The sequence below is a fragment of the Pseudomonas sp. LFS074 genome (assembly GCF_047978165.1).
Lineage (GTDB): Bacteria > Pseudomonadota > Gammaproteobacteria > Pseudomonadales > Pseudomonadaceae > Aquipseudomonas > Aquipseudomonas putida_P.
The window spans coordinates 1,270,229-1,295,143 of the sequence record NZ_JBFPFV010000001.1 but is presented as its reverse complement, the minus strand read 5'-3'; the positions used below and the strand labels follow the sequence as shown (position 1 = coordinate 1,295,143).

Here is a 24,915-nt window from a genome sequence, read left to right as displayed (position 1 = left end):
GTTAAGGCGGCCAGCGCCGCCGGAGAAAGCGAAGGAAGGCCGAAGCCCCCGATCACCTGCGTCAATCACAGTGCATCTCGAAAAACTGCCGCGTCTGTACAGACCAGGGGTATCCCCGGCATGGAGCTCGCTCGTCATTTCCAGAATCAGCCCAGCAAAAAACTGCTTGGTAATCGGCAACCCCTGTGTTTTCGCGGAACCCACAGAAGTTGTATCAAGAAGGGAGGGTAGTCTACCGGAATGTACCCTTCAGCTCAAACCTTGCGCGTTCGTCGGTAACTGCCAATGCAGCTGGCAATCCGCCTGCACCTGCCTGGGCAAGTTGGCCACTGCCAGCAGGCGTTCGCCCCGATACAGCAGCGGCAGGCGCGAACGCAGGAAATGCGGCACTTGCTGCTCGTTGAGCAGGCGCTTGAGGTCGCGCCGTCCACGGCCGGGGATCTCCAGCATTTCACCACCCAGGCGGTAGGCGATGCGCAACCCATCGAGCTGGCCTGCGCCAACAAGACGCACACTACCATTGCCCGGCAACAGCAACGGCTCGTCAGGATCAGCCCAGGCCAGCTGGCCGATGGGTGTCTTCAGCCAATCGCCACTCAACCACCAGACGCGCCCTTGGCTACGCAGCAACCGCCCATCGGCAAGCGACCAGACTGGCTGGGCATCGGCGCCGGCATCGCGCAGGTCTGCCCAGCCAGCCCAATGCCGCGTGTCGGGCAAACGGGTGCGCTGGCTCAGCCAATATTGCAAGGCATTGCGTTGACGGGACGGCGAAAGCGTCGCCAGGGCAGCCAGGCCGAGCGATGGTAGCGCCGACCACGCGGCGGGTGCCCCCTCCTGCGCGCGCGCCAGGTCGGCCTGGGCCAGCTCGTCCAGCAGGCCCAGGGCCTCACCCAAGTGCTCTGCAGCGCGGGCGAGGTTCTGACTGGCTTGTGGCCAACGTTGTTGCAAGCGCGGGAACACCTCGCCGCGCAGGTAGTTGCGGGCGAAATGTGTGTCAGTGTTCGACGGGTCTTCGATCCAGGCCAGCCGGTGGGCGCTGGCGTAGTCCTGCAACTGTTGCCGGGCACACCCCAGCAACGGCCTGGCCAGGCTGCCCTGCCCTAGCGCCCGCTGCCCCGGCATTGCCGCAAGGCCACGCAGACCGGCGCCGCGCAGCAGGCGGAACAGCAGGGTTTCAGCCTGGTCGTCGCGGTGCTGGCCGGTGAACAGGATGTCGCCAGGGCCGAGCGTTTGCTTGAAAGCGGCATAGCGGGCGTCGCGAGCGGCCTGTTCGACACTCGCGCCAGGGCTGACCTGGACGTGGATGACCTGGAGTTCGATGCCGAGATTGTCGCAGATGGCTTGGCAATGGGCAGGCCAGGCGTCAGCGGCGGTTTGCAGGCCGTGATGGACATGAATGGCGCGCAACGGGGGGGACGCGTGGTTGCGGGCGTAGTCAGCCAGCAGGTGCAGGAGGACGGTGGAGTCGAGGCCGCCGGAGTAGGCGATGTACCAGTTGGGGGCATTGAGCCAGGGGTTGAGGTTGATCATCTAGCCCTCGCTCGATTCAACAAATCATTCGCGGGCACGCCCGCTCCCACAAGTATGCCGCTAGCCCCGAGGGTAGAGCATTACCTGTGCAAGCGGGCGTGCCCGCGAACACCGGCAAAGCCGGTGCCCGTCATCTCGCTATCAGAGGCCGTAGCTCATCAGGCGCTCGTAACGGCGTGCCAGCAGCGCGTCGTTGTCGAACTTGCCGAGCATGTCCAGTTGCTGCACCAGGTCGGCACGGATGGCTTCCGACATCTTGGCCGGGTCACGGTGGGCGCCGCCCAGCGGCTCCTGGATGACCTTGTCGACAATGTTCAAGCTCTTCAGGCGCTCGGCAGTGATGCCCATTGCCTCGGCGGCGTCAGCGGCTTTGTCGGCAGTCTTCCACAGGATCGAAGCGCAGCCTTCCGGCGAGATCACCGAGTAGGTGGAGTACTGCAGCATGTTCAGTTGGTCGCACACGCCGATGGCCAGTGCACCGCCAGAACCACCCTCACCGATCACGGTGGCGATGATCGGGGTTTTCAGGCGCGCCATCACGCGCAGGTTCCAGGCGATTGCCTCGCTCTGGTTGCGCTCCTCGGCGTCGATGCCTGGGTATGCACCTGGGGTGTCGATGAAGGTCAGGATCGGCATTTTGAAGCGCTCGGCCATCTCCATCAGGCGGCAAGCCTTGCGGTAGCCTTCCGGGCGCGGCATGCCGAAGTTGCGACGCACCTTCTCGCGTACTTCGCGGCCCTTCTGATGACCAATGACCATGACTGGCTTGCCGTCCAGGCGGGCGGTGCCGCCTACGATGGCAGCGTCATCGGAGAAGTGGCGGTCACCGTGCAGCTCTTCGAACTCGGTGAAGATGTGCTCCAGGTAGTCCAGGGTATAAGGACGACGTGGGTGACGGGCCAGGCGGGCGATCTGCCAGCTGGTCAGGTTGCCGAAGATGCTTTCGGTCAGGGTGTTGCTCTTGTCTTGCAGACGGGCAATTTCATCGCTGATGTTCAGCGAGTTGTCGTTACCTACCAGGCGCAGGCCTTCGATCTTGGCTTGCAGGTCGGCAATCGGCTGTTCGAAATCGAGAAAATTCGGGTTCATAGTCATCCGTCTTGGGTCTACGGCCAGGCGGCCGGCCGGTTGATCCGTTTGGCGCCATACCTTAAGGGATCAGGCGCATTCAGGTCGAGATTAAATGTTTTGTCGGTTCAACGATATTGCAGGAAGACGTTCTCACGCCCGAACTGGTCACGCAGCGCCTGAATCAGCCCGTCGGCCGGGTCGATCGCCCACTGCTCGCCGAACTGCAACATGGCCTTGGCGTCGCTGCCGGTGTACTCCAGGGTGATCGGGCAAGCACCGCGATGGCGGGTGATCAGCTCACCCAGCCACTTCAGCCGGTCGCCCTTCAGGGCATCGTGCGCCACTTTCAGGCGCAGGCTCTCGGCCAGCTTGGTGCGTGCGTCTTCCATGGTCATGACCTGCTTAACCCGCAGGCGCAGGCCGCCGGAGAAGTCGTCGTTGCTGACCTCGCCTTCGACCACCACCATGGCATCGGCCTGCAGCAAGGACTGTGCCGCGATGTAGGCATCTGCGAACAGGGAAGCCTCTATGCGCCCGGAGCGGTCATCCAGGGTAACGAAGCCCATCTTGTCGCCCTTTTTGTTCTTCATCACCCGCAAGGCGATGATCATGCCGGCGATGGTCTGGGTTTCGCGCGACGGCTTGAGGTCGATGATGCGCTGGCGGGCGAAGCGGCGGATCTCGGTCTCGTACTCGTCGATCGGGTGACCGGTCAGGTACAGGCCAAGGGTGTCTTTTTCGCCCTTCAAGCGCTCCTTGAGGGTCAGCTCGCGGACCTTGCGGTGGTTGGCATAGACGTCGACTTGCGCCTCGTCGAACATGCTGCCGAACAGATCGACGTGACCGCTGTCAGCGGTGTGGGCCGCTTGCTCGGCAGCCTTGATGGCCTCACCCAGCGCCGAGAGCAAGGTCGCACGGTTGATGTCGATGTTGGCCTGGTAGGCCTTTATCTCGTCATGGAAGTGCGGGCCCAGCCGGTCCAGCGCGCCGCTGCGCACCAGCGCATCGAGGGTACGCTTGTTCACCCGTTTGAGATCGATGCGGTCACAGAAGTCGAACAGGTCCTTGAACGGGCCGCCCTGGGCACGGGCCTCGACGATTGCTTCCACCGGCCCTTCGCCGACGCCCTTGATGGCACCCAGGCCGTAGACGATACGGCCGTCGTTGTTGACGGTGAACTTGAAGTCGGAGAAGTTCACATCTGGCGCGTCCAGACGCAACTTCATGCTGCGAACTTCTTCTACCAGCACCACCACCTTGTCGGTGTTGTGCATATCCGCCGACAGTACCGCAGCCATGAATGGCGCCGGGTAGTGGGTTTTCAGCCAGGCGGTCTGGTAAGACACCAGGCCATAGGCTGCGGAGTGAGATTTGTTGAAACCGTAACCGGCGAACTTTTCTACCAGGTCGAAGATGTTACCAGCCAGGTCCGCATCGATATTGTTGGCCACGCAACCTTCGATGAAACCACCGCGCTGCTTGGCCATTTCCTCGGGCTTTTTCTTACCCATCGCCCGGCGCAGCATGTCGGCGCCGCCCAGGGTATAGCCTGCCATCACCTGGGCGATCTGCATCACCTGTTCCTGGTACAGGATGATGCCGTAGGTGGGCGCCAGTACCGGCTTGAGGCCTTCGTACTGGTAGTCCGCATGTGGGTAGGCCAGCTCGGCGCGGCCGTGCTTGCGGTTGATGAAGTCGTCCACCATGCCCGATTGCAGCGGGCCGGGGCGGAACAGTGCCACCAGTGCGATGAGGTCTTCCAGGCAGTCGGGCTTGAGCTTCTTGATCAGCTCCTTCATGCCCCGCGATTCAAGCTGGAACACGGCCGTGGTTTCGGCCTTCTGCAACAGCTCGTAGGTCTTGCGGTCATCCAGCGGGATGAAGTCGATGTTCAAGTCGGGCAGGTTGTTCTTGGCCTGCTCGCGGTTGATGATCTCCATCGCCCACTTGATGATGGTCAGGGTACGCAGGCCGAGGAAGTCGAACTTCACCAGGCCGGCGGCCTCGACGTCATCCTTGTCGAACTGGGTGACCAGGCCACCGCCTTCTTCATCACAAGCGATCGGCGAAAAATCGGTAAGCTTGGTCGGCGCGATAACCACACCACCGGCGTGCTTGCCGGTACCCCGGGTCACACCTTCCAGCTTCAGGGCCATGTCCCAGATTTCGCGGCCGTCTTCGTCGCTTTTGAGGAAGTCGCGCAGGATTTCTTCCTGCTCGTAGGCCTTCTCCAGGGTCATGCCCACTTCGAACGGGATCATCTTCGACAGGCGATCGGCCAGGCCGTAGGACTTGCCCTGCACCCGCGCCACGTCACGCACCACCGCCTTGGCGGCCATGGTACCGAAGGTGATGATCTGGCTTACCGCGTTACGGCCGTAGGCCTCGGCCACGTAGTCGATGACCCGGTCGCGGCCGTCCATGCAGAAGTCGACGTCGAAGTCGGGCATGGAAACACGTTCAGGGTTCAGGAAGCGCTCGAACAGCAGGTCATAGGCCAGCGGGTCAAGGTCGGTGATCTTCAGTACGTAGGCCACCAGCGAGCCGGCACCCGACCCCCGCCCCGGGCCGACCGGCACATCGTTGTTCTTGGCCCACTTGATGAAGTCCATGACGATCAGGAAGTAACCGGGGAAGCCCATCTGGATGATGATATCCAGCTCGAACTTCAGGCGGTCGAGGTAAACCTGGCGCTTCTCTTCGTAATTGGGCGTGGTGTCTTTCGGCCACAGCACCGCCAGGCGCTCTTCAAGGCCCTCGTAGGACACATGCCGCAGGTAATCGTCGATGCCCATGCCGTTGGGCGTCGGGAAGTCAGGCAGGAAGTATTTGCCCAACTGCACCTGGATGTTGCAGCGCTTGGCGATTTCGACCGTGTTGGCGATGGCGTCGGGCAGGTCGCTGAACAACTCGGCCATTTCCTCGGCCGACTTCAGGTACTGCTGGTCGCTGTAGCCACGCGGGCGGCGTGGGTCGTCGAGGGTCCAGCCTTCGCCGATGCATACACGGGTTTCGTGGGCGTCGAAGTCCGACTGCTTGATGAAACGCACGTCGTTGGTGGCCACCAGCGGCGCGCCAAACTTGTCGGCCAGGGCTACCGCAGCGTGCACGTATTCTTCGTCGCGGGCGCGATTGGTGCGCTGTACTTCTACATAGAAGCGCTCGGGGAACATGCCCATCCAGTCTTGCAGCAGGGCTTGGGCTTCATCGTCTCGACCATTGAGCAAGGCCATGCCGATGTCGCCTTCCTTGCCCGCAGACAGGGCAATCAGGCCTTCGCTGGCGGGGGCGATCCATTCACGCTGGAGGATGACCAGGCCGTTTCGCTGGCCGTCGGTCCAGCCCCGCGAGATCAATTCGGTGAGGTTGCGATAGCCCTGGGGGTTCATGGCCAGGAAGCAAATGCGCGACAGCGGGGCTTCCGGGTCGGCACCGGCCAGCCACAGGTCGGCACCGCAGATCGGTTTGATGCCGGCGCCCATGGCCGTTTTGTAGAACTTCACCAGCGAGCACATGTTGCTCTGGTCGGTGATCGCCACCGCTGGCATGTTCATCCCGGCCAGCGCCTTGGCCAGCGGTTTGATCCGCACCAGACCGTCGACCAGCGAGAATTCGGAGTGGACGCGCAGGTGAACGAAGGGAACCGACATGGAAGATCCTGTAGCAGTGCTTAACGACAAGGGCGGGATTGTAGCTTAAATGGGGAGGGGATTTGGGGCTGCGTCGCAGCCCTCCGCGGGCACCCCCGCTCCCACCGAGAGATTGCTGCCATCAGCAGCGACGCCGCACCTGCGGCAGCGGGCAAGCCCGCGAAGCGGCCCTGGCAGGTCAGATCAGGGAATCGGTGACGCCTTCACGCGCTTCCCACGCCGCCCGCACCGGGGCAAACGAACGCCGATGAATGGGCGTAGGCCCCAGGCGCGCGAGCGCCTCAAGGTGCACGGGAGTCGGGTAACCCTTGTGCCCGCCGATGCCATACCCTGGGTAGATCAGTTCGAATGCGCTCATTTCCCGATCACGGGTTACTTTGGCCAGGATCGATGCCGCCGCAATGGCCGGCACCTGGCTATCGCCCTTGACCACAGGCGACGCCGGCACGGCCAGCTTCGGGCAGCGGTTGCCATCGATCAAGGCCAGCTTGGGGGTAATGTGCAGGCCTTCCACCGCACGTTGCATGGCCAGCATGGTGGCTTGCAGGATATTCAGGCGGTCGATTTCCTCGACCTCGGCGCGGGCGATGCAGAAGCTCAGGGCCTTTTCGCAGATCTCGTCGAACAGCGCCTCGCGTTTGGCCTCAGTGAGTTTCTTCGAATCGTTCAGGCCAAGAATCGGTCGCGCAGGGTCGAGGATCACTGCCGCCGTAACCACTGCGCCGCACAGCGGGCCACGGCCCACTTCGTCAACGCCGGCAACCAGGTCTTCGACCAGGTTGAAGTCCAGTCCAATTTGCATGTCAGCGGTCCTTGAGCAGGGCCAGTACCGCCTCGGCCGCCTGGTTGGAGGCGTCACGGCGCAGGGTGCGGTGAATTTCGTCGAAACGTTCGGTCTGTTGGCTACCATCGCGCACCAGCGGCGCAAGGGTGTTGGCCAACGCTTGGCTGGTGGCTTGGTCCTGCAGCAGCTCGGGCACCAGCTCGCGCTGGGCCAGCAGGTTCGGCAACGACACGTAGGGGCTTTTCACCAGGCGCTTGAGAATCCAGTAGGTCAACGGTGCCAGGCGGTACGCCACCACCATCGGCCGCTTGTACAGCAGCGCTTCGAGGGTCGCGGTGCCCGAAGCGATCAACACCGCGTCACAGGCCGCCAGGGCTTGGTGCGACTGGCCATCGAGCAAGGTCAGCGGCAGCTGGCGCCCTTCAAGCATGTGCTCGACCTGGGCACGCCGCGCAGCGTTGGCACAGGGCAGCACAAAGCGCACACCCGGCACCTGCTGACACAGGTGCTCGGCTGCATCGAGGAATAACGCGCCCAAGCGCCCTACTTCACCACCCCGGCTACCGGGCATCAGCGCCACTATCGGCCCTTCGCCCAGGCCCAGTGCGGCACGCGCGACCGAGCGGTCAGCTTCAAGCGGGATGGTGTCGGCCAGCGGGTGGCCGACAAAGCGCACCGGTACACCTTGCTCTTCGTAGAAGCGCGCCTCAAACGGCAACAGCGTCAGCATCAGGTCGCAACCTTCGCGAATCTTCAGCACACGCTTCTGCCGCCAGGCCCACACTGATGGGCTGACGTAGTGCACGGTCTTGATGCCGGCCTGACGCAGTTTCAGTTCGATATTGAGGGTGAAGTCCGGGGCGTCGATACCGATGAAAACGTCGGGTTTTTCGTCGATCAACGTCTGGATCAATAGCTTGCGGCGCTTGAGCAGCTCGCGCAGGCGCCCCAGTACTTCGACCAGGCCCATGACGGCCAGGCGCTCCATGGGGAAATAGGATTGCAGGCCTTCGGCTTCCATCAAAGGGCCGCCGACGCCGATAAAACGTACATCAGGGTGACGTGCCTTGAGGGCACGCATCAAGCCTGAACCCAGAATATCGCCGCTGGCCTCACCGGCGACCAGCGCTACGCAAAGCTGGGCCATATCAGCGTGTAATACCGCGGGCGGAGCTCACGATCGACTGACGGAACAGCTCGACCTCAGGATGTTGCGCGGCCGGCTCGGCCAGTTCCTTGAGCGCGTCTTCGACGGTCAGGCCCTGACGGTAGACAATCTTGTAGCAACGACGCAGCACGTGGATCACCTCGTCGCTGAAACCACGGCGGCGCATGCCCTCGAAGTTCATGCTGCGGGCTTCGGCCGGGCTGCCGAACACGGTCACGAAAGCCGGAACATCCTTGCCAATCGCCGTACCCATGCCGGAAAACGCGTGGGCGCCAATGTGGCAGTACTGGTGAACCAGGGTGTAGCCGGACAGGATCGCCCAGTCACCCACATGCACATGACCGGCCAGCGCCGTGTTGTTGACCAGGATGCAGTGGTTGCCGATGACGCTGTCGTGGCCAATGTGGGCGTAGGCCATGATCAGGTTGTGGTCACCCACGGTGGTCTCCGCGCGGTCCTGAACAGTACCACGGTGGATGGTCACCCCTTCGCGGATCACATTGTGATCGCCAATCACCAGGCGCGTCGGCTCCCCCTTGTACTTGAGGTCCGGGGTGTCTTCACCGATCGAGGAAAACTGAAAGATACGGTTGTGCTTGCCAATACGGGTCGGCCCCTTGAGCACAACATGCGGGCCGATAACGGTGCCCTCCCCGATTTCTACATCAGGGCCAACGATCGACCAAGGGCCGACCTCGACCCCATCGGCCAGCTTGGCCGACGGATCGATAATGGCCCGAGGATCAATCGAATTCATAGGGAGCGTTCCGCGCAGGTGATTTCTGCCGAGCAAACCGGTTTGCCATCGACCAGGGCGCGGCATTCGAACTTCCAGATCATGCTTTTGCGGCTGAGGAACTTGGCTTCCAGCACCAGCTGGTCACCCGGCAGTACCGGCTGACGGAAACGCAGTTTGTCGGAACCGACGAAATAGTACAGGGTGCCATCGGCCGGCTTGGCATCGAGCATCTTGAAACCAAGGATGCCGGCCGCCTGGGCCATGGCTTCGATGATCAGGACGCCCGGCATGATCGGGTGCGCCGGGAAGTGGCCATTGAAAAACGGCTCGTTGATGCTGACATTCTTGTAGGCACGAATGCTCTGGGCCTCGAAGTCCAGATCCGTCACACGATCCACCAGCAGGAACGGGTAGCGGTGAGGCAGGTATTCGCGAATCTCGTTGATGTCCATCATTTCGGGGGGGAAGCCTGTAATAAGAATAGGGAGCGCAGGTGCTGACCACACGCTCCTTTTGCAATCCAAAGAGGAGCCAGCTAGCGACTGTTCACTCTTGCTCAGGGAATGGTATCAGCCTTCTGATGTCGGCAGGCCACCTGAGGTCACGGTATCGACGCGTTTTTCCAGCTGCTGAAGACGTTTGGCCATGTCATCCAGCTGGCGGATACGCGCAGCGCTCTTGCGCCAGTCAGCCAGAGGCTGCATGGCTGTGCCGGATGAATAGGAACCGGGTTCGGTGATCGAACGGGTTACCATTGTCATCCCGGAAACAAATACGTTATCGCAAATATCGATGTGCCCCACCAGGCCCACGCCGCCGGCCAGCATGCAATGCTTGCCGATGCGTGTACTGCCGGAGATGCCTACGCAAGCGGCCATAGCCGTGTGGTCACCGATCTGCACGTTGTGGGCGATCTGGATCTGGTTGTCGAGCTTGACCCCGTCCCCGATCCGCGTGTCGGACAGCGCACCACGGTCAACGGCAGTATTGACGCCGATTTCCACGTCATCACCAATGGTGACGCCACCAATCTGGGCAATCTTGCGCCAGATGCCCTTCTCATTGGCAAAACCGAAGCCTTCGCCGCCGATCACAGCACCCGACTGGATGACCACACGCTTGCCGATGGTGACGTCGTGATACAACGTAACCCGCGGCGCCAGCCAGCCGCCCTCACCTACAACGCAACGCGCACCGACGAAGCAATGTGCGCCGATGCTGACATCAGCCTCGATACGTGCACCACTTTCGATGACCGCGAACGGCCCGATGCTGGCGCTGGCGTCTACCTGCGCGTCCTCAGCCACCACGGCGCTGGGATGGATTCCCGCCACAGCCTTGGGTTTAGGGTCGAACAGGTGGGAAATACGCGCATACGCCTGGTAGGGGTCGGCCACGATCAGGGCATTGCCAGCGAAACTCTCGGCATCCGCGGCCTTGAGCAATACCGCACCCGCCTGGCAGTTATCCAGGTACTTGCGGTACTGCGGGTTGGCGAGGAAGCTCAACTGACCGGGGCCAGCCTCTTGCAAGGTGGCCAGCCCGGTAATCTGCAGCGCCTCGGGCCCCTTGAGGGTGGCACCGAGGGCCTCGGCCAGTTGGCCTAGCGTCATGGTCACACTCATATCAACGGGCTTGGTTCATGCGCTCGATGACCTGGCGGGTGATGTCGTACTGAGGTTTGACATCGATGACCGCACCACGCTCGAGAACGAGGTCGAAACCGCCTTTCTTGATCACTTCCTCGACGGCGCCATCCAGCTTCGGCTTCAGCTGCTTGAGCATATCGCGGTCAGCGACGGCCTTGGCTTCGTTCAGCTCCTTGGACTGGAACTGGAAGTCGCGGGCCTTTTGCTTGAACTCGAGCTCCAGGCGCTCACGCTCCTGCTGCTGCATCTTGTCACCGCCCTTGATCAGGCGGTCCTGGATGCCCTTGGCGCTGCTTTCCAGGCTTTTCAGCTTGGTCAGTTGCGGGCCGAACTTCTTCTCGGCATCGACCGCGTACTTCTTGGCGGCATCCGACTCGAGCAGGGCCATCTGATAGTTCAGCACGGCTACCTTCATTTCGGCGAAAGCCGGGGTGGCGACCAGCGCCGCGGCCACTACGGCCAGTTGAGCCAATTTACGCACGATGCACTCCTGGATAAACCGTTGTCATTAAGCAGGGGCCGACCTTAGAAGGTCTGGCCCAGAGAGAATTGGAACACCTGGGTATCGGCATCGTCCGGCTTCTTGACCGGCATTGCCAGGCTGAAGCTCAGCGGGCCCAGTGCGGTAATCCAGGTGACACCCAGGCCGACCGAACTGGCCATGCCCGAGAAGCCGACCTTCTCGCAATCAGGTTTGTTGCCGCAATTGGTGTCGAACACGTTACCCACGTCCCAGAACACGGACGTGCGCAGCGAACGCTGATCCTTGACGAACGGCAGCGGGAACAGCAATTCGACGCCACCTTGAACCAGCACGTTGCCACCGAACGGCAGCGGATCCTGGTCCGGGTCACGGATGGTACCGGGTTTGCCGTTAGGATCATCCGCGCCACGGCTCGGGGTACTGCGCGGGCCCAGGCTGCTGTCCTTGAAGCCACGGACAGAGTTGAAGCCACCTGCGAAGTAGTTCTCGTAGAACGGCAGGCCCGATGTACTGCCATAACCATCACCATAGCCCAGTTCGGTGTGCAGGCGCAGGGTGTAGTCGTTGCTGATCGGCTGAAACAGCTGCCCACGGTAGTCGAGCTTGAAGAACGACAGGTCGCTGCCCGGAATGGTGGATTCCAGGGTCAGGCTTTGCGAGTGACCACGGGTGGCCAGCACGCCTTTGTTCAAGGTCGATTCGGACCAACCGATCGAAGCCTTGAAGTTCAGGAAGTTGTCGCCTTCCTGGTCGAGGAAATCGAAGATCTCGTCAACGGTGTACTTACCGGTCTTGATCTTGTCCTGCTGCACGCTCAGGCCGTAGGTCAGGCGCGAGGTTTCGCTGATCGGGTAGCCCAGGCTCACGCCGGCACCGTAGCTGTCGACCGCATAGCTGGCCACGTCGACGTCGAGGTCGTCGTAGTCGGTGCTGCGGTAGAAGGCGTTGTAGCCCAGGCTGACGCCATCGGCAGTGAAGTAGGGATCAACGAAGCCGAAGTTGTAGCGGGTCTGGTATTCCGAACGGGTCAGGCCGACGGATACTTTGTTACCGGTACCGAGGAAGTTGCTCTGGCTGATCGAACCACCGAGGATCAGGCCGGCGCTCTGGGCGAAACCGACGCTGGCGGTGATCGAGCCGGAGGCCTGCTCTTCGACGCTGTAGTTGACGTCGACCTGGTCGTCGGTGCCCGGCACCGGTGGGGTCTCTACGTTGACTTCCTTGAAGAAGCCCAGGCGCTCCAGACGGGTCTTGGACTGGTCGATCAGGTAGGTCGACGCCCACCCGCCTTCCATCTGGCGCATTTCGCGGCGCAGCACTTCGTCTTCGGTCTTGGTGTTGCCGCGGTAGTTGATGCGGTTGACGTAGGCACGCTTGCCCGGGTCGACCACGAACATGATGTCGACCGTGTGGTCCTGGTCGTTCGGCTGTGGCACGCCGTTGACGTTGGCGAAGGTGTAGCCTTCGTTACCCAGGCGGCGGGTGATCAGCTCGGAGGTGGTGGTCATCACCTTGCGCGAGAATACCTGGCCTGGCTGCACCAGCAGCAGCGACTTGACCTGGTCTTCCGGCACCTTGAGGTCACCGGACAGCTTCACGTCGCGAACGGTGTACTTCTCGCCTTCGTTGATGTTGACGGTGATGTAGACGTGCTTCTTGTCCGGCGTGATGGACACCTGGGTGGAGGCGATGTCCATGTTGATGTAGCCGCGGTCCAGGTAGTAGGAACGCAGGCGCTCCAGGTCACCGGAGAGTTTTTCACGGGCGTACTTGTCATCGTTCTTGAAGAACGACAGCCAGTTGGTGGTCTTCAGCTCGAACAGCTGCCCCAGGGTTTCATCATCGAACACGTTGTTGCCAACGATGTTGATGTGCTGGATGGCGGCGACGGTGCCTTCGTTGATCTTGATCTTCAGCGCCACACGGTTGCGCGGCTGCGGCACCACTTCGGCGTCGACCTCGGCCGAGTAGCGGCCCTGGGCCACGTACTGGCGCTGCAGCTCGTTACGCACACCTTCGAGGGTGGCACGCTGGAAGATTTCGCCCTCGGCCAGGCCCGATTGCTTCAGGCCCTTCATCAGGTCTTCGGTGCTGATCGCCTTGTTGCCTTCGATCTCGATGCTCGACACCGACGGGCGCTCGACCACGTTGATGATCAGCACATTGCCATCGCGGTTCAACTGGATGTCCTGGAAGAACCCGGTCTTGAACAGGGAACGGGTCGAGTCCACCAAGCGGCGGTCATCGGCCTGGTCGCCGACGTTCAGCGGCAGGGCACCGAACACACTGCCGGCGGAAACCCGCTGCAGGCCGTTGACGCGAATATCGGAGATGGTGAAGGACTCGGCGTGAACTTCAGCGATCATCAGTGCGGACATGACCGCAGTTAGCAGCAGACGTTTCATGAAGTCCTTTTATTCCAACTGGCAATAAACAACCTACCGCCACAAAACGGCAGGTTCGCAATTGAGCGAAGCTTTTATAGTCGACCCAGATCGTTGATCAGGGCGAGCAACATCACCCCTATGACCAAACTGATACCGATCTGGACCCCCCAACCTTGCACCCGATCGGATAGCGGACGACCGCGCGCCCACTCGACCAGGTAAAACAGCAAATGCCCCCCATCCAGTACTGGAATGGGCAGCAGGTTAAGAACCCCCAGGCTTATGCTCAGGTAGGCCAGGAAATTCAGGAAATCCCCCACGCCGGACTGGGCTGAAGCGCCCGCCACTTTAGCAATGGTTATCGGTCCACTCAAGTTTTTTACCGAGAGCTCCCCGAACAGCATTTTCTTCAGCGATTCAAGGGTCAGGACGCTCATGTTCCAGGTGCGCGACAAGCCCTCACCCACCGCATCCAGCGGGCCGTAGCTGACTTCGCGGAGCATGTTGGCAGGCCATTCGCCACCTTTTACCCCGGCACCCAGATAGCCACCAACTGCCTTGCCCTCGCCCTTGCGGGCCAGGGTCACCGGCAGCTCCAGGGCCGCACCGTCGCGCTCCACACGCACCACTACTTTGGCATCTGGGCGGGCGCGAACACTGTCGACTACTTGCTGCCATTCAGTGACGGCCTGGCCATCGACAGCCAGCAACTTGTCACCGGTTTTCAGGCCCGCAGCGGCTGCCGGCCCCTTCGGATCGATCTCGGCAAGCACTGGCGTGATCGCCGGGCGCCAAGGGTGCAGCCCCAGAGACTGGATCGGGTCCGGCTCGTCAGCGCCCTTGAGCCAGCTGTCCAGCTTGACCTGCAGTTGGCGCTCAGCGCTGGCGCCCTCTTCAAGCACGCCAACCTGCAACGTACCGCTCTCACCCAGGCGACGAACCAGTTGCAGATTGACCGCTGACCAACCGTTGGTCGCTTTGCCATCGATAGAAACGATTTCCTGACCTGCGGTCAGACCGGCCGATGCTGCCAGGCTGCCACTATCGACCGCACCGATTACCGGACGGACCTGCTGGGTACCCAGCATCGCCAGCACCCAGAAAAACAGGATAGCCAGCAGAAAGTTGGCAATCGGGCCTGCCGCGACGATCGCGATACGCTGGCGTACCGACTTGCGATTGAACGATTGCCCAGCCAGCGCTGGCGGCACATCGCCTTCGCGCTCGTCGAGCATCTTGACGTAGCCCCCCAACGGGATAGCCGCAACCACGAACTCGGTGCCGTGGCGGTCATGCCAACGCAGCAGCGGCGTGCCGAAGCCCACCGAAAAACGCAACACCTTGACGCCACAGCGGCGCGCCACCCAGAAGTGGCCGAATTCGTGGAAAGTGACCAGCACCCCCAAGGCCACAAGGGTGCCGATAATCATGTAGAGCGCTGTCATGTCCATCTCCGAATGATGTTCAGCGGGCCGGTGTCACGCCCAGCCCCCTCACGAACCGTGGCGAGCCTGCATCAGCGACCGTGACGCCTCAGCCACTCACGGGAAAGCTCCCGGGCACGCTGATCGGCGGCAAACACCGCGTCCAGCGACGGCAGCGGCACGACGGGCTCCTGGTCGAGTACCTGTTCGATCATACCCGCGATCTCCGGGAAGCGGATACGCCGCTCAAGAAATGCCTCGACCGCCACTTCGTTGGCCGCATTGAGCACGGCGGGCGCGCTATTGCCGGCCTCGGCAGCCTGCCGCGCCAGGCGCAGGCAAGGGAAGCGTTGTTCGTCGGGCGCCTGGAAATCCAGACGGGCGATGGCGAACAGGTCCAGCGGCGCGACCCCGGAGTCGATCCGTTCAGGCCAGGCCAAGGCATTGGCGATCGGTGTGCGCATGTCCGGGTTGCCCAGTTGCGCGAGCACCGACCCGTCCACATAGTCGACCAGCGAGTGGATCACGCTCTGCGGGTGCACCACCACCTCGACCTTGGCCGGCGCAGCATCGAACAGCCAGCAGGCTTCGATCAGTTCGAGCCCCTTGTTCATCATGCTGGCCGAATCCACGGAAATCTTGCGCCCCATGGACCAGTTAGGGTGCGCGCAGGCTTGTTCCGGGGTCACGTCCAACAACGCCTCGACCGGCGTCTCGCGGAACGGACCACCGGAAGCGGTCAGCAGGATCCGGCGCACACCAACGGCACTCAAGCCTCGGGCGTAGTCGCCAGGCATGCACTGAAAGATCGCGTTGTGCTCACTGTCGATCGGCAGCAACACGGCGCCACTGCGCCGCACTGCCTCCATGAACAGCGCGCCCGACATCACCAGCGCTTCCTTGTTGGCCAGCAATACCTTCTTGCCAGCCTCGACAGCCGCCAGCGTAGGGCGCAGGCCGGCGGCACCGACAATGGCCGCCATCACTGCATCCACTTCCGCTGCCGACGCCACCTGGCACAGCCCGGCCTCGCCTTCCAGCACCTCGGTGGCGCAGCCGGCTGCAGCCAGGCTTGCGCGCAGCCTTGCGGCTGCCTCGGCGCTCGGCACCACGGCGAACGCCGGGCGATGACGCACGCACAGCGCCAACAGCTCGTCGACGCGCGAATAGCCACTGAGGGCAAACGCCTGATAGCGATCAGGGTGCCGCGCGATCACATCCAGCGTGCTCAGGCCGATGGAGCCAGTGGCCCCGAGCACGGTAATACGCTGCGGGCGACTCACATCACACCCCATTCGGCAGCCCACAACAGCACCGCAAAAATCGGGATTGCCGCAGTCAGGCTGTCGATGCGATCAAGCACGCCACCGTGGCCGGGCAGCAGGTTGCTGCTGTCCTTGATGCCGGAGCGGCGCTTGAACATGCTTTCGGTCAGGTCACCGACTACCGAGGCCATGACCAGCAGCGCGGCGCCCAGCAGGCCGAGCAGGACCTGACCAAAGCTCCAGTCGCGGCTGATGCCGACACCCAGGGTAATCAGCAGGCTGACCGCCAGACCACCGTACACGCCCTCCCAGCTCTTGCCCGGGCTGACTTGCGGGGCCAGCTTGCGCTTGCCGAACGCCCGCCCAGAGAAGTACGCGCCAATGTCGGCAGCCCACACCAGCACCATGACCGACAGGATCAACCCGTTGCCCAGCGGCCAGTGCTTGAGCAGCACCAGCCCCTGCCAGGCGGGCAGCAGCACCAGCAGGCCGATCAGCAGCCGGCAGGCAGCACTGGCCCACAGCTCGCTGCTGCGCGGATAGGTCAGCACCAGCCAGGTTGCCAGCCCCCACCAGATCACCGCGGCGCCCAGCACCCAGGGCGCCAGCTCTGGAAGGATGTACAGCAGCATCAGCGCCCCGGCGACCACCGCGGCATAGGCAATACGCAGCGGCTGGGCCATCAGCCCGGCAAGGCGCGCCCACTCCCAGGCACCGAGGGTCACCACGAAGCCGATGAACAGGGCGAAATCGCCACCGTTGAGCAGGAAGAAACCGCCCAGCGCGATCGGCAGCAGGATCAGCGCAGTAATGATGCGTTGTTTAAGCATTAAGCACGAGCTCCAGCCTCGACCTGCTCGCTGGTCTTACCAAAGCGGCGCTGGCGCGAAGCGAAATCGGCCAGGGCATTGCGCATGGCCTCGTGTTTGAAGTCCGGCCAGTACAGGTCGGAGAAATACAACTCGGCATAGGCCAGCTGCCACAGCAGGAAATTACTGATGCGGTGCTCGCCACCGGTGCGGATGCACAAGTCCGGCAATGGCAGCTCGCCGGTTGCCAGGCAGGCCTGCAAAAGGCCCGGGGTGATGTCTTCCGGGCGCAGGTGCCCAGCTTGCACTTCCCGCGCCAGCCGCTGGGCGGCCTGGGCGATGTCCCACTGGCCACCGTAGTTGGCTGCAATCTGCAGGATGAAGCGATTGTTACCGGCGGTCACTGCCTCGGCTTCGCGCATGGCAGCCTGCAGCTCAGGGTGGAAACGCGAACGGTCACCGATGATGCGCAGGCTGATGTTGTTTTCATTGAGGCGCTTGGCCTCACGGCGCAGGGCCGAGAAAAACAACTCCATCAGCGCACCCACTTCTTCGGCGGGGCGCTGCCAGTTTTCGCTGGAGAAGGCGAACAGGGTCAGCACCTCGACCCCGGACTTGGCACAGACTTCGATGACCGCGCGAACGGCGTCGACACCCGCCTTGTGCCCGGCAACGCCGGGCAGCAGGCGTTTCTTCGCCCAGCGGTTGTTGCCATCCATGATGATCGCGACATGACGCGGCACCGAGGACGGCACCGCTGGCTTGGTCTTTTCCATTAAAAAACCCCGGCCTTAAACGGCCATCAGGTCCTTTTCCTTGGCTTTGAAGGCAGCATCGACTTCGGCAACGAACTTGTCGGTCAGCTTCTGGATCTCATCAGCGGCGCGACGTTCTTCGTCTTCACTGATTTCCTTGTCCTTGGTCAGCTTCTTCAGGTCAGCCAGGGCGTCGCGGCGCACGTTGCGCACAGCTACCTTGGCGTCCTCGGCCACACCGCTGGCCTGCTTGGTGTAGCCCTTGCGGGTTTCCTCGGTCAGGGCCGGCATCGGCACACGAATGGTGGTACCGGCGCTGGATGGGTTCAGGCCCAGGTCGGAGGTAAGGATGGCCTTCTCGATGGCAGCGCTGAGGTTCTTGTCGTGAGCGACGATCTTCAGGGTGCGAGCATCTTCGACGGTGATCGCGGCAACCTGGTTCAGCGGCATTTCGCTGCCCCAGGCAGTGACCTTGACGGTATCCAGGATGCTTGGGTGCGCGCGACCAGTGCGGATTGCCGCCAGGTTGCGGCCCAGGGCCTCGAGGGACTTGGTCATGCGCTCCTGCGCGTCTTTCTTGATGTCGTTGATCATGCTTGGCCTTCCTCGATCAGAGTACCTTCAGCGCCACCCACCACGATGTTCAGCAGGGCGCCAGGCTTGTTCATGTTGAATACCCGCAATGGCATCCCGTGGTCGCGACACAGAACGATTGCAGTCAGGTCCATCACACCCAGCTTGCGATCCAGGACCTCGTCGTAGGTCAGGTGATCGAACTTCTCGGCGTGCGGGTCCTTGAATGGATCGGCAGTGTACACACCATCGACCTTGGTCGCCTTCAGCACCACATCGGCATCGATTTCGATGGCACGCAGGCAGGCTGCGGAGTCGGTGGTGAAGAACGGGTTGCCAGTACCGGCGGAGAAAATTACCACATCCCCGGAGTTGAGGTGGCGAATAGCTTTGCGACGATCGTAATGATCGGTGACACCGACCATGGAAATGGCCGACATGACCAGGGCCGGGATGTTCGAGCGCTCCAGCGCGTCGCGCATGGCCAGGCCGTTCATCACGGTGGCCAGCATGCCCATGTGGTCACCGGTGACACGGTCCATGCCGGCTGCGCTGAGCGCGGCACCGCGGAACAGGTTGCCACCGCCGATCACCAGGCCGACCTGGACACCGATCCCTACCAACTGGCCAACTTCAAGGGCCATACGATCCAGCACTTTCGGGTCGATCCCGAAGTCTTCCGAGCCCATCAGGGCCTCGCCGCTAAGTTTGAGCAAAATGCGTTTATAGCGAGGTTGGCGACCACTCACCTGCTGAGCCATTGCGAGTCTCTCCTGCGGCGTACTTTTAGAAAATTCATGCGGGCTGTTTGCAGCCTGCTAACTGTAGCGTGGCACCGTTTTGGCGCCAGCGGCGGCGGGCCTTATAAACCCTTTGCCGTTTTGACAAAGAGGCTGCGCGCGTGAGCGGGCAGCCTCTTTGGGGCGACAGACGAGGCTGTCTTACTGCTTGGCAGCAGCTACCTGAGCGGCAACTTCAGCAGCGAAGTCGTCGACTGGCTTCTCGATGCCTTCGCCTACTTTGAAGTAGGTGAAGGAAACGATTTCAGCACCGGCTTTCTTGGCCAGTTCACCAACCTTGACTTCTGGGTTCATGACGAAGGCTTGCTCTTTCAGCGAGGCTTCGGCCTTGAACTTGGTGATACGGCCGTTGATCATGTTTTCAACGATGTTTTCCGGCTTGCCGGCGATCTTGTCGGCGTTCAGCTGCAGGAAGACACCCTTCTCGCGCTCGATGGCCTCGGCGGAGATTTCCGACGAATCCAGGAACTCAGGGTTCGACGCTGCAACGTGCATGGCGATGTTTTTCGCCAGCTCTACGTCACCGCCTTTCAGAACGACGACAGCGCCGATCTTGTTGCCGTGCAGGTAGGCACCGACAACGTCACCTTCAACGCGCACCAGGCGACGGATGTTGACGTTCTCGCCGCACTTGGCAACCAGGGCTTCACGAGCAGCTTCACGCGAGGCGATCAGCGGAGCAGCATCGGTCAGCTTCTGGGCGAAGGCTTCTTCGAGGCTTTCGGCAACGAAGTTCTTGAAGTCGTCTTGCAGGGCCAGGAAGTCGGTCTGCGAGTTCACTTCCAGCAGGACGGCGGATTTACCGTCGGTCTTGACGGCGATAGCGCCTTCAGCAGCGACGTTGCCAGCCTTTTTGGCGGCCTTGATGGCGCCCGAGGCACGCATGTCGTCAATGGCTTTTTCGATGTCGCCGCCGGCCTTTTCCAGGGCCTTTTTGCAATCCATCATGCCTTCGCCGGTACGCTCGCGCAGTTCTTTTACCAGCGCTGCAGTAATTGCTGCCATTTCAAAATCCTCTTGGAAAGTTTTTCAACCATTCCACCCGTTGATCACGGGCGTTCAATTCTGCTAATCCGCTGTTTTCATTTCAGCACGCCCATGATGCGGGGCCGATGCTGACAGCAGGATTTCAAGGTGGCAAAAAGGGGGCAGAGCCCCCTTTTTGCGTGCCAAGTAGACGCTAGCGCCTATTACTCAGCAGCAGGTGCAGCCGCTTCTTCAACATAGACTTCGGTGCCGCCAGCAACGTTGTTGCGGCCGCGGATGATGGCGTCAGCCATCGAAGTCATGTACAGCTCGATGGCGCGGATGGCGTCGTCGTTGCCTGGGATGATGTAGTCAACACCTTCCGGGCTGCTGTTGGTATCGACAACGCCGATAACCGGGATGCCCAGCTTGTTTGCTTCGGTGATAGCAATGCGCTCGTGATCAACGTCGATCACGAACAGGGCATCAGGCAGACCGCCCATGTCCTTGATACCACCCAGGCTGCGGTCCAGCTTTTCCAGATCGCGCGAACGCATCAGGGCTTCTTTCTTGGTCAGCTTGGCAAAGGTGCCGTCTTCGGCCTGGGTTTCCAGGTCGCGCAGACGCTTGATCGAAGCGCGGATGGTTTTGTAGTTGGTCAGCATGCCGCCCAACCAGCGGTGATCAACGTATGGCGAACCAGCGCGAGCAGCTTGCTCGGCGACGATCTTGCCGGCGGAACGCTTGGTGCCGACGAACATGATCTTGTTCTTGCCCTGAGCCAGACGCTCTACGAACGCCAGAGCGTCGTTGAACATTGGCAGGGTTTTTTCCAGGTTGATGATGTGGATCTTGTTACGCGCGCCGAAAATGTACTTGCCCATTTTCGGGTTCCAGTAACGGGTCTGGTGGCCGAAGTGCACACCGGCCTTCAGCATATCGCGCATATTGACTTGGGACATGATAGTTCCTTGATAAGTCGGGTTGGGCCTCCACGCGTCCCAATGACCAACCCGCAAATTCGAGAATCCGGGGCACCCAGGTCATCGTGTCGACACGTGTGTGGGTTTAAGCTGACGGGGTCGTCCCCGAAAGCGGCGCATGTTATACCACAGACCGCGAGCGAACGAAACCCGGATGAGGTCGCGTCCGTCAGCGGTTTTTGCAGCGCCCCGTCAAACAGGCCAAAATGCCTCCTGTAGAGAGCAGCATGGCCGCCTTTATCCCGACAGAATGCCGCCCTGCTCTGCTAGAATCCGGCCTTTCCCGTTTGTTCGCGCCGCATGCGGCGCTGTAGAGAGCCTGTAATGACCGTCAACATCAAGACCGCAGAAGACATCGAGAAGATGCGCATCGCCGGCCGCCTGGCCGCCGACGTGCTGGAAATGATCGAGGAACACGTCAAGCCCGGTGTTACCACCGAAGAGCTCGACCGCCTGTGCCATGACTATATCGTCAACGTCCAGCAGGCCATCCCGGCGCCGCTCAACTACAAGGGCTACCCGAAGTCGATCTGCACCTCGATCAACCATGTGGTCTGCCATGGCATCCCCAACGACAAACCGCTCAAGGACGGTGACACGCTGAACATCGACGTCACCGTGATCAAGGACGGCTACCACGGCGATACCAGCCGCATGTTCCACGTCGGTAACGTGCCGGTATGGGCCGAGCGCCTGTCCAAGGTTACCCAGGAGTGCATGTACAAGGCCATCGAGCTGGTCAAGCCGGGCTGCCGCCTGGGCGATATCGGCGAAGTGATCCAGAAGCACGCGGAAAAGAACGGCTTCTCCGTGGTGCGCGAGTTCTGCGGCCACGGCATCGGCAAGGTGTTCCACGAAGAGCCGCAGATCCTGCACTACGGCCGCGCCGGCACCGGCATGGAGCTTAAAGAAGGCATGACCTTCACCATCGAGCCGATGATCAACCAGGGCAAGGCCGACACCAAGGTGCTGGGCGACGGCTGGACTGCCATTACCAAGGATCGCAAGCTTTCAGCCCAGTGGGAACACACCCTGGTGGTGACCGCGACCGGCTACGAGATTTTCACCCTGCGCAAGGACGACACCATCCCGCGCACTTCGGCCTGACCTCGCCCCCCACAGGCCACCCCACGACAGGAATGTGACGCGATGCCCCAGGTGGATCCCGAGCTGTTCGACCGTGGCCAGTTCCAGGCGGAACTGGCCCTCAAGGCGAGCCCTATCGCCGCCTTCAAGAAAGCCATCCGTCTGGCCGGCGAGGTGCTCGACAAGCGTTTTCGTGCTGGTAGCGAAATCCGCCCACTGATCGAAGCCCGCGCCTGGCTCGTCGACAACATCCTGCAACAGGCGTGGAACCAGTTCGACTGGGGCGACCAAAGCGGCATCGCCTTGGTCGCGGTAGGCGGTTACGGGCGCGGTGAGCTGCACCCGCACTCGGACATCGACCTGCTGATACTGCTGGGCGCTGCCGAGCACGAGCAGTACCGCGACGCTATCGAACGCTTCCTTACCTTGCTGTGGGACATCGGCCTGGAAGTGGGCCAAAGCGTGCGCACCGTCGACGAATGCGCCGAACAGGCCCGCGCGGACCTGACGGTCATCACCAACCTGATGGAAAGCCGCACCATCTGCGGCCCAGAGGCCCTGCGCCAGCGCATGCTGGAGGTGACCAGCACCGCGCACATGTGGCCGAGCAAGGAGTTCTTCCTGGCCAAGCGCGCCGAGCTCAAGGCCCGCCACCACAAGTACAACGATACCGAGTACAACCTGGAACCCAACGTCAAAGGGTCGCCAGGTGGCCTGCGCGACATCCAGACGGTGCTGTGGGTGGCCCGCCGCCAATACGGCACCCTGAACCTGCATGCGCTGGCCGGCGAGGGTTTCTTGCTGGAAAGCGAGAATGAACTGCTGGCCTCGTCCCAGGACTTTTTGTGGAAGGTGCGCTACGCCCTGCACATGCTTGCCGGACGCGCCGAAGACCGCTTGCTGTTCGACCACCAGCGCAGCCTGGCCACACTGCTGGGCTACGGCGACGACAACCCCAAGCGGGCGATCGAGCAGTTCATGCAGCAGTATTACCGGGTGGTGATGAGCATCAGCCAGCTGTGCGACCTGATCGTCCAGCACTTCGAAGAGGTCATCCTCGCCGACGAGGAAAGTGGCAGCACCCAGCCGCTCAATGCGCGCTTCCGCCTGCATGACGGCTATATAGAAGCGGCCAACCCGAACGTGTTCAAGCGCACGCCGTTCGCCATGCTGGAAATTTTCGTGCTCATGGCCCAGCGCCCGGAAATCAAGGGCGTACGTGCCGATACCGTGCGCCTGCTGCGCGAGCACCGGCACCTGATCGACGACACGTTCCGCACCGATATCCGCAACACCAGCCTGTTCATCGAGCTGTTCAAGTGCGAAATCGGCATTCACCGCAACCTGCGGCGGATGAACCGCTACGGCATCCTTGGCCGCTACCTGCCGGAGTTTGGCTTGATCGTCGGGCAGATGCAGCATGACCTGTTCCACATCTACACAGTCGATGCGCACACCCTCAACCTCATCAAGCACCTGCGCAAGCTGCAATACACGCCGGTATCCGAAAAATTTCCGCTGGCCAGCAAGCTCATGGGGCGCCTGCCCAAGCCCGAGCTGATCTACCTGGCCGGCCTGTACCACGACATCGGCAAGGGCCGCCAGGGCGACCACTCGGAAATCGGCGCGGTGGACGCGCAAAAATTCTGCGAGCGCCACCAGTTGCCGGCCTGGGACAGCCGCCTGATCGTCTGGCTGGTGCAAAACCACCTGGTGATGTCGACCACTGCCCAGCGCAAGGACTTGTCCGACCCGCAGGTGATCAATGACTTTGCCCTGCACGTGGGCGACGAGACCCGCCTCGATTACCTGTACGTGCTGACCGTGGCCGATATCAACGCCACCAACCCCAGCCTGTGGAACTCATGGCGGGCCAGCCTGCTGCGCCAGTTGTACACCGAGACCAAGCGCGCCCTGCGTCGCGGCCTGGAAAACCCGCTGGACCGCGAAGAGCAGATTCGCCAGACCCAGTCATCAGCGCTGGATATCCTGGTGCGCGAGGGCACCGACCCAGACGACGTGGAACAATTGTGGTCGCAGCTGGGTGACGACTACTTCCTCAAGCACAACGCCGCCGATGTGGCCTGGCACACGGATGCAATTCTCCAGCAACCGGCCGATGGTGGGCCGCTGGTACTGATCAAGGAAACCACCCAGCGCGAGTTCGAAGGCGGCACGCAGATCTTCATCTACGCCCCCGACCAGCACGATTTCTTCGCCGTGACGGTGGCGGCCATGTCGCAGCTGAACCTGAACATCCACGATGCGCGCATCATCACGTCGAGCAGCCAGTTCACCCTCGACACCTACATCGTGCTGGACAACGACGGTGGCTCGATCGGCGACAACCCGCAGCGGGTAAAGCAGATTCGCGACGGCCTGACCGAAGCGCTGCGCAACCCCGAGGACTACCCGACCATCATCCAGCGCCGAGTGCCGCGCCAGCTCAAGCACTTCGATTTCCCACCGCAGGTGACCATCCTCAACGATGCCCAGCGGCCAGTGACCATCCTCGAAATTACTGCACCCGACCGCCCTGGTCTGCTGGCCCGGCTGGGGCGGATTTTCCTGGAGTTCGACCTGTCGTTGCAGAACGCCAAAATCGCCACCCTCGGTGAGCGGGTGGAAGACGTGTTCTTCATCACCGATGCCGACAACCAGCCGCTGTCGGACCCGCAGCTGTGCAGCCGCCTGCAGGAAGCCATCGTGCAGCAGCTACAGGCCGGCCAAGGTAGCGACACCAGCCCGACCCGCGTGACTTTTTAACGATTAGACGATTGACGAGACCT

The 24,915-nt window shown here is 61.8% G+C and carries 20 protein-coding genes; 2 read left to right on the top strand and 18 right to left on the bottom strand.

Annotated elements, in window-relative coordinates; all coding sequences use genetic code 11:
• Positions 1-249: 249 nt before the first annotated feature.
• The 18 genes from tilS to rpsB form a co-directional block, all read right to left on the bottom strand.
• Entirely contained in the window at positions 250-1,533 is a 1,284-nt protein-coding gene (tilS, locus tag ACNQP3_RS05940) for a tRNA lysidine(34) synthetase TilS (RefSeq protein ID WP_012270850.1), read from the bottom strand.
• A 141-nt stretch (positions 1,534-1,674) separates the two neighbouring features.
• A complete protein-coding gene (locus tag ACNQP3_RS05935; RefSeq protein WP_041166396.1) occupies positions 1,675-2,622 on the bottom strand; it encodes an acetyl-CoA carboxylase carboxyltransferase subunit alpha in 948 nt (315 codons plus the stop codon).
• Between the two features lie 107 nt (positions 2,623-2,729).
• On the bottom strand, positions 2,730-6,254 hold the full coding sequence (gene dnaE / locus ACNQP3_RS05930) for a DNA polymerase III subunit alpha (protein WP_012270848.1): 3,525 nt from the start codon (positions 6,252-6,254) through the stop codon (positions 2,730-2,732).
• A gap of 178 nt (positions 6,255-6,432) precedes the next feature.
• Positions 6,433-7,056, bottom strand: a complete 624-nt coding sequence (rnhB, locus tag ACNQP3_RS05925) for a ribonuclease HII (protein ID WP_012270847.1) — start codon at positions 7,054-7,056, stop codon at positions 6,433-6,435.
• 1 nt (position 7,057) lies between these two features.
• A complete protein-coding gene (gene lpxB / locus ACNQP3_RS05920; protein ID WP_012270846.1) occupies positions 7,058-8,185 on the bottom strand; it encodes a lipid-A-disaccharide synthase in 1,128 nt (375 codons plus the stop codon).
• A gap of 1 nt (position 8,186) precedes the next feature.
• Positions 8,187-8,963 carry an acyl-ACP--UDP-N-acetylglucosamine O-acyltransferase gene (gene lpxA, locus ACNQP3_RS05915; RefSeq protein ID WP_012270845.1) on the bottom strand — a complete coding sequence of 259 codons (777 nt, stop codon included), beginning with the start codon at positions 8,961-8,963 and terminating at the stop codon, positions 8,187-8,189.
• Positions 8,960-9,400: a 3-hydroxyacyl-ACP dehydratase FabZ gene (gene fabZ, locus ACNQP3_RS05910; protein WP_003252314.1), complete on the bottom strand. Its 441-nt coding sequence runs from the start codon at positions 9,398-9,400 to the stop codon at positions 8,960-8,962. The genes lpxA and fabZ overlap by 4 nt, the downstream gene beginning before the upstream one ends.
• Before the next feature lie 114 nt (positions 9,401-9,514).
• Complete coding sequence (gene lpxD / locus ACNQP3_RS05905; protein ID WP_012270844.1) at positions 9,515-10,570, bottom strand: UDP-3-O-(3-hydroxymyristoyl)glucosamine N-acyltransferase; 1,056 nt, start codon at positions 10,568-10,570, stop codon at positions 9,515-9,517.
• A gap of 1 nt (position 10,571) precedes the next feature.
• On the bottom strand, positions 10,572-11,075 hold the full coding sequence (locus ACNQP3_RS05900) for an OmpH family outer membrane protein (RefSeq protein ID WP_012270843.1): 504 nt from the start codon (positions 11,073-11,075) through the stop codon (positions 10,572-10,574).
• Between the two features lie 44 nt (positions 11,076-11,119).
• Positions 11,120-13,483, bottom strand: coding sequence for an outer membrane protein assembly factor BamA (gene bamA, locus ACNQP3_RS05895; protein ID WP_012270842.1), 2,364 nt, complete (start codon positions 13,481-13,483; stop codon positions 11,120-11,122).
• A gap of 74 nt (positions 13,484-13,557) precedes the next feature.
• Positions 13,558-14,910, bottom strand: coding sequence for an RIP metalloprotease RseP (rseP, locus tag ACNQP3_RS05890; RefSeq protein WP_012270841.1), 1,353 nt, complete (start codon positions 14,908-14,910; stop codon positions 13,558-13,560).
• Between the two features lie 71 nt (positions 14,911-14,981).
• Positions 14,982-16,172, bottom strand: a complete 1,191-nt coding sequence (ispC, locus tag ACNQP3_RS05885; RefSeq protein ID WP_012270840.1) for a 1-deoxy-D-xylulose-5-phosphate reductoisomerase — start codon at positions 16,170-16,172, stop codon at positions 14,982-14,984.
• The gene (locus ACNQP3_RS05880; RefSeq protein WP_012270839.1) at positions 16,169-16,984 is read right to left on the bottom strand and encodes a phosphatidate cytidylyltransferase; all 816 of its coding nucleotides are present in this window, start codon (positions 16,982-16,984) and stop codon (positions 16,169-16,171) included. Before ACNQP3_RS05880 ends, ispC begins: the two co-directional genes overlap by 4 nt.
• Positions 16,984-17,739 carry a polyprenyl diphosphate synthase gene (gene uppS / locus ACNQP3_RS05875; RefSeq protein WP_012270838.1) on the bottom strand — a complete coding sequence of 252 codons (756 nt, stop codon included), beginning with the start codon at positions 17,737-17,739 and terminating at the stop codon, positions 16,984-16,986. The genes ACNQP3_RS05880 and uppS overlap by 1 nt, the downstream gene beginning before the upstream one ends.
• 15 nt (positions 17,740-17,754) lie before the next feature.
• Complete coding sequence (gene frr / locus ACNQP3_RS05870) at positions 17,755-18,312, bottom strand: ribosome recycling factor (protein ID WP_012270837.1); 558 nt, start codon at positions 18,310-18,312, stop codon at positions 17,755-17,757.
• Positions 18,309-19,052 carry a UMP kinase gene (pyrH, locus tag ACNQP3_RS05865; RefSeq protein ID WP_012270836.1) on the bottom strand — a complete coding sequence of 248 codons (744 nt, stop codon included), beginning with the start codon at positions 19,050-19,052 and terminating at the stop codon, positions 18,309-18,311. Before pyrH ends, frr begins: the two co-directional genes overlap by 4 nt.
• 180 nt (positions 19,053-19,232) lie before the next feature.
• Positions 19,233-20,096 (bottom strand): translation elongation factor Ts, encoded by an 864-nt coding sequence (gene tsf / locus ACNQP3_RS05860; protein ID WP_012270835.1) that lies wholly within the window; start codon positions 20,094-20,096, stop codon positions 19,233-19,235.
• Positions 20,097-20,281: 185 nt separating this feature from the next.
• Entirely contained in the window at positions 20,282-21,019 is a 738-nt protein-coding gene (gene rpsB, locus ACNQP3_RS05855; protein ID WP_012270834.1) for a 30S ribosomal protein S2, read from the bottom strand.
• Between the two features lie 345 nt (positions 21,020-21,364).
• Here rpsB and map point away from each other — a divergent pair, with 345 nt between their 5' ends.
• Both map and ACNQP3_RS05845 read left to right on the top strand, forming a co-directional pair.
• Entirely contained in the window at positions 21,365-22,147 is a 783-nt protein-coding gene (gene map, locus ACNQP3_RS05850; protein WP_012270833.1) for a type I methionyl aminopeptidase, read from the top strand.
• A 42-nt stretch (positions 22,148-22,189) separates the two neighbouring features.
• A complete protein-coding gene (locus tag ACNQP3_RS05845) occupies positions 22,190-24,892 on the top strand; it encodes a [protein-PII] uridylyltransferase (RefSeq protein ID WP_012270832.1) in 2,703 nt (900 codons plus the stop codon).
• Positions 24,893-24,915: the final 23 nt, after the last annotated feature.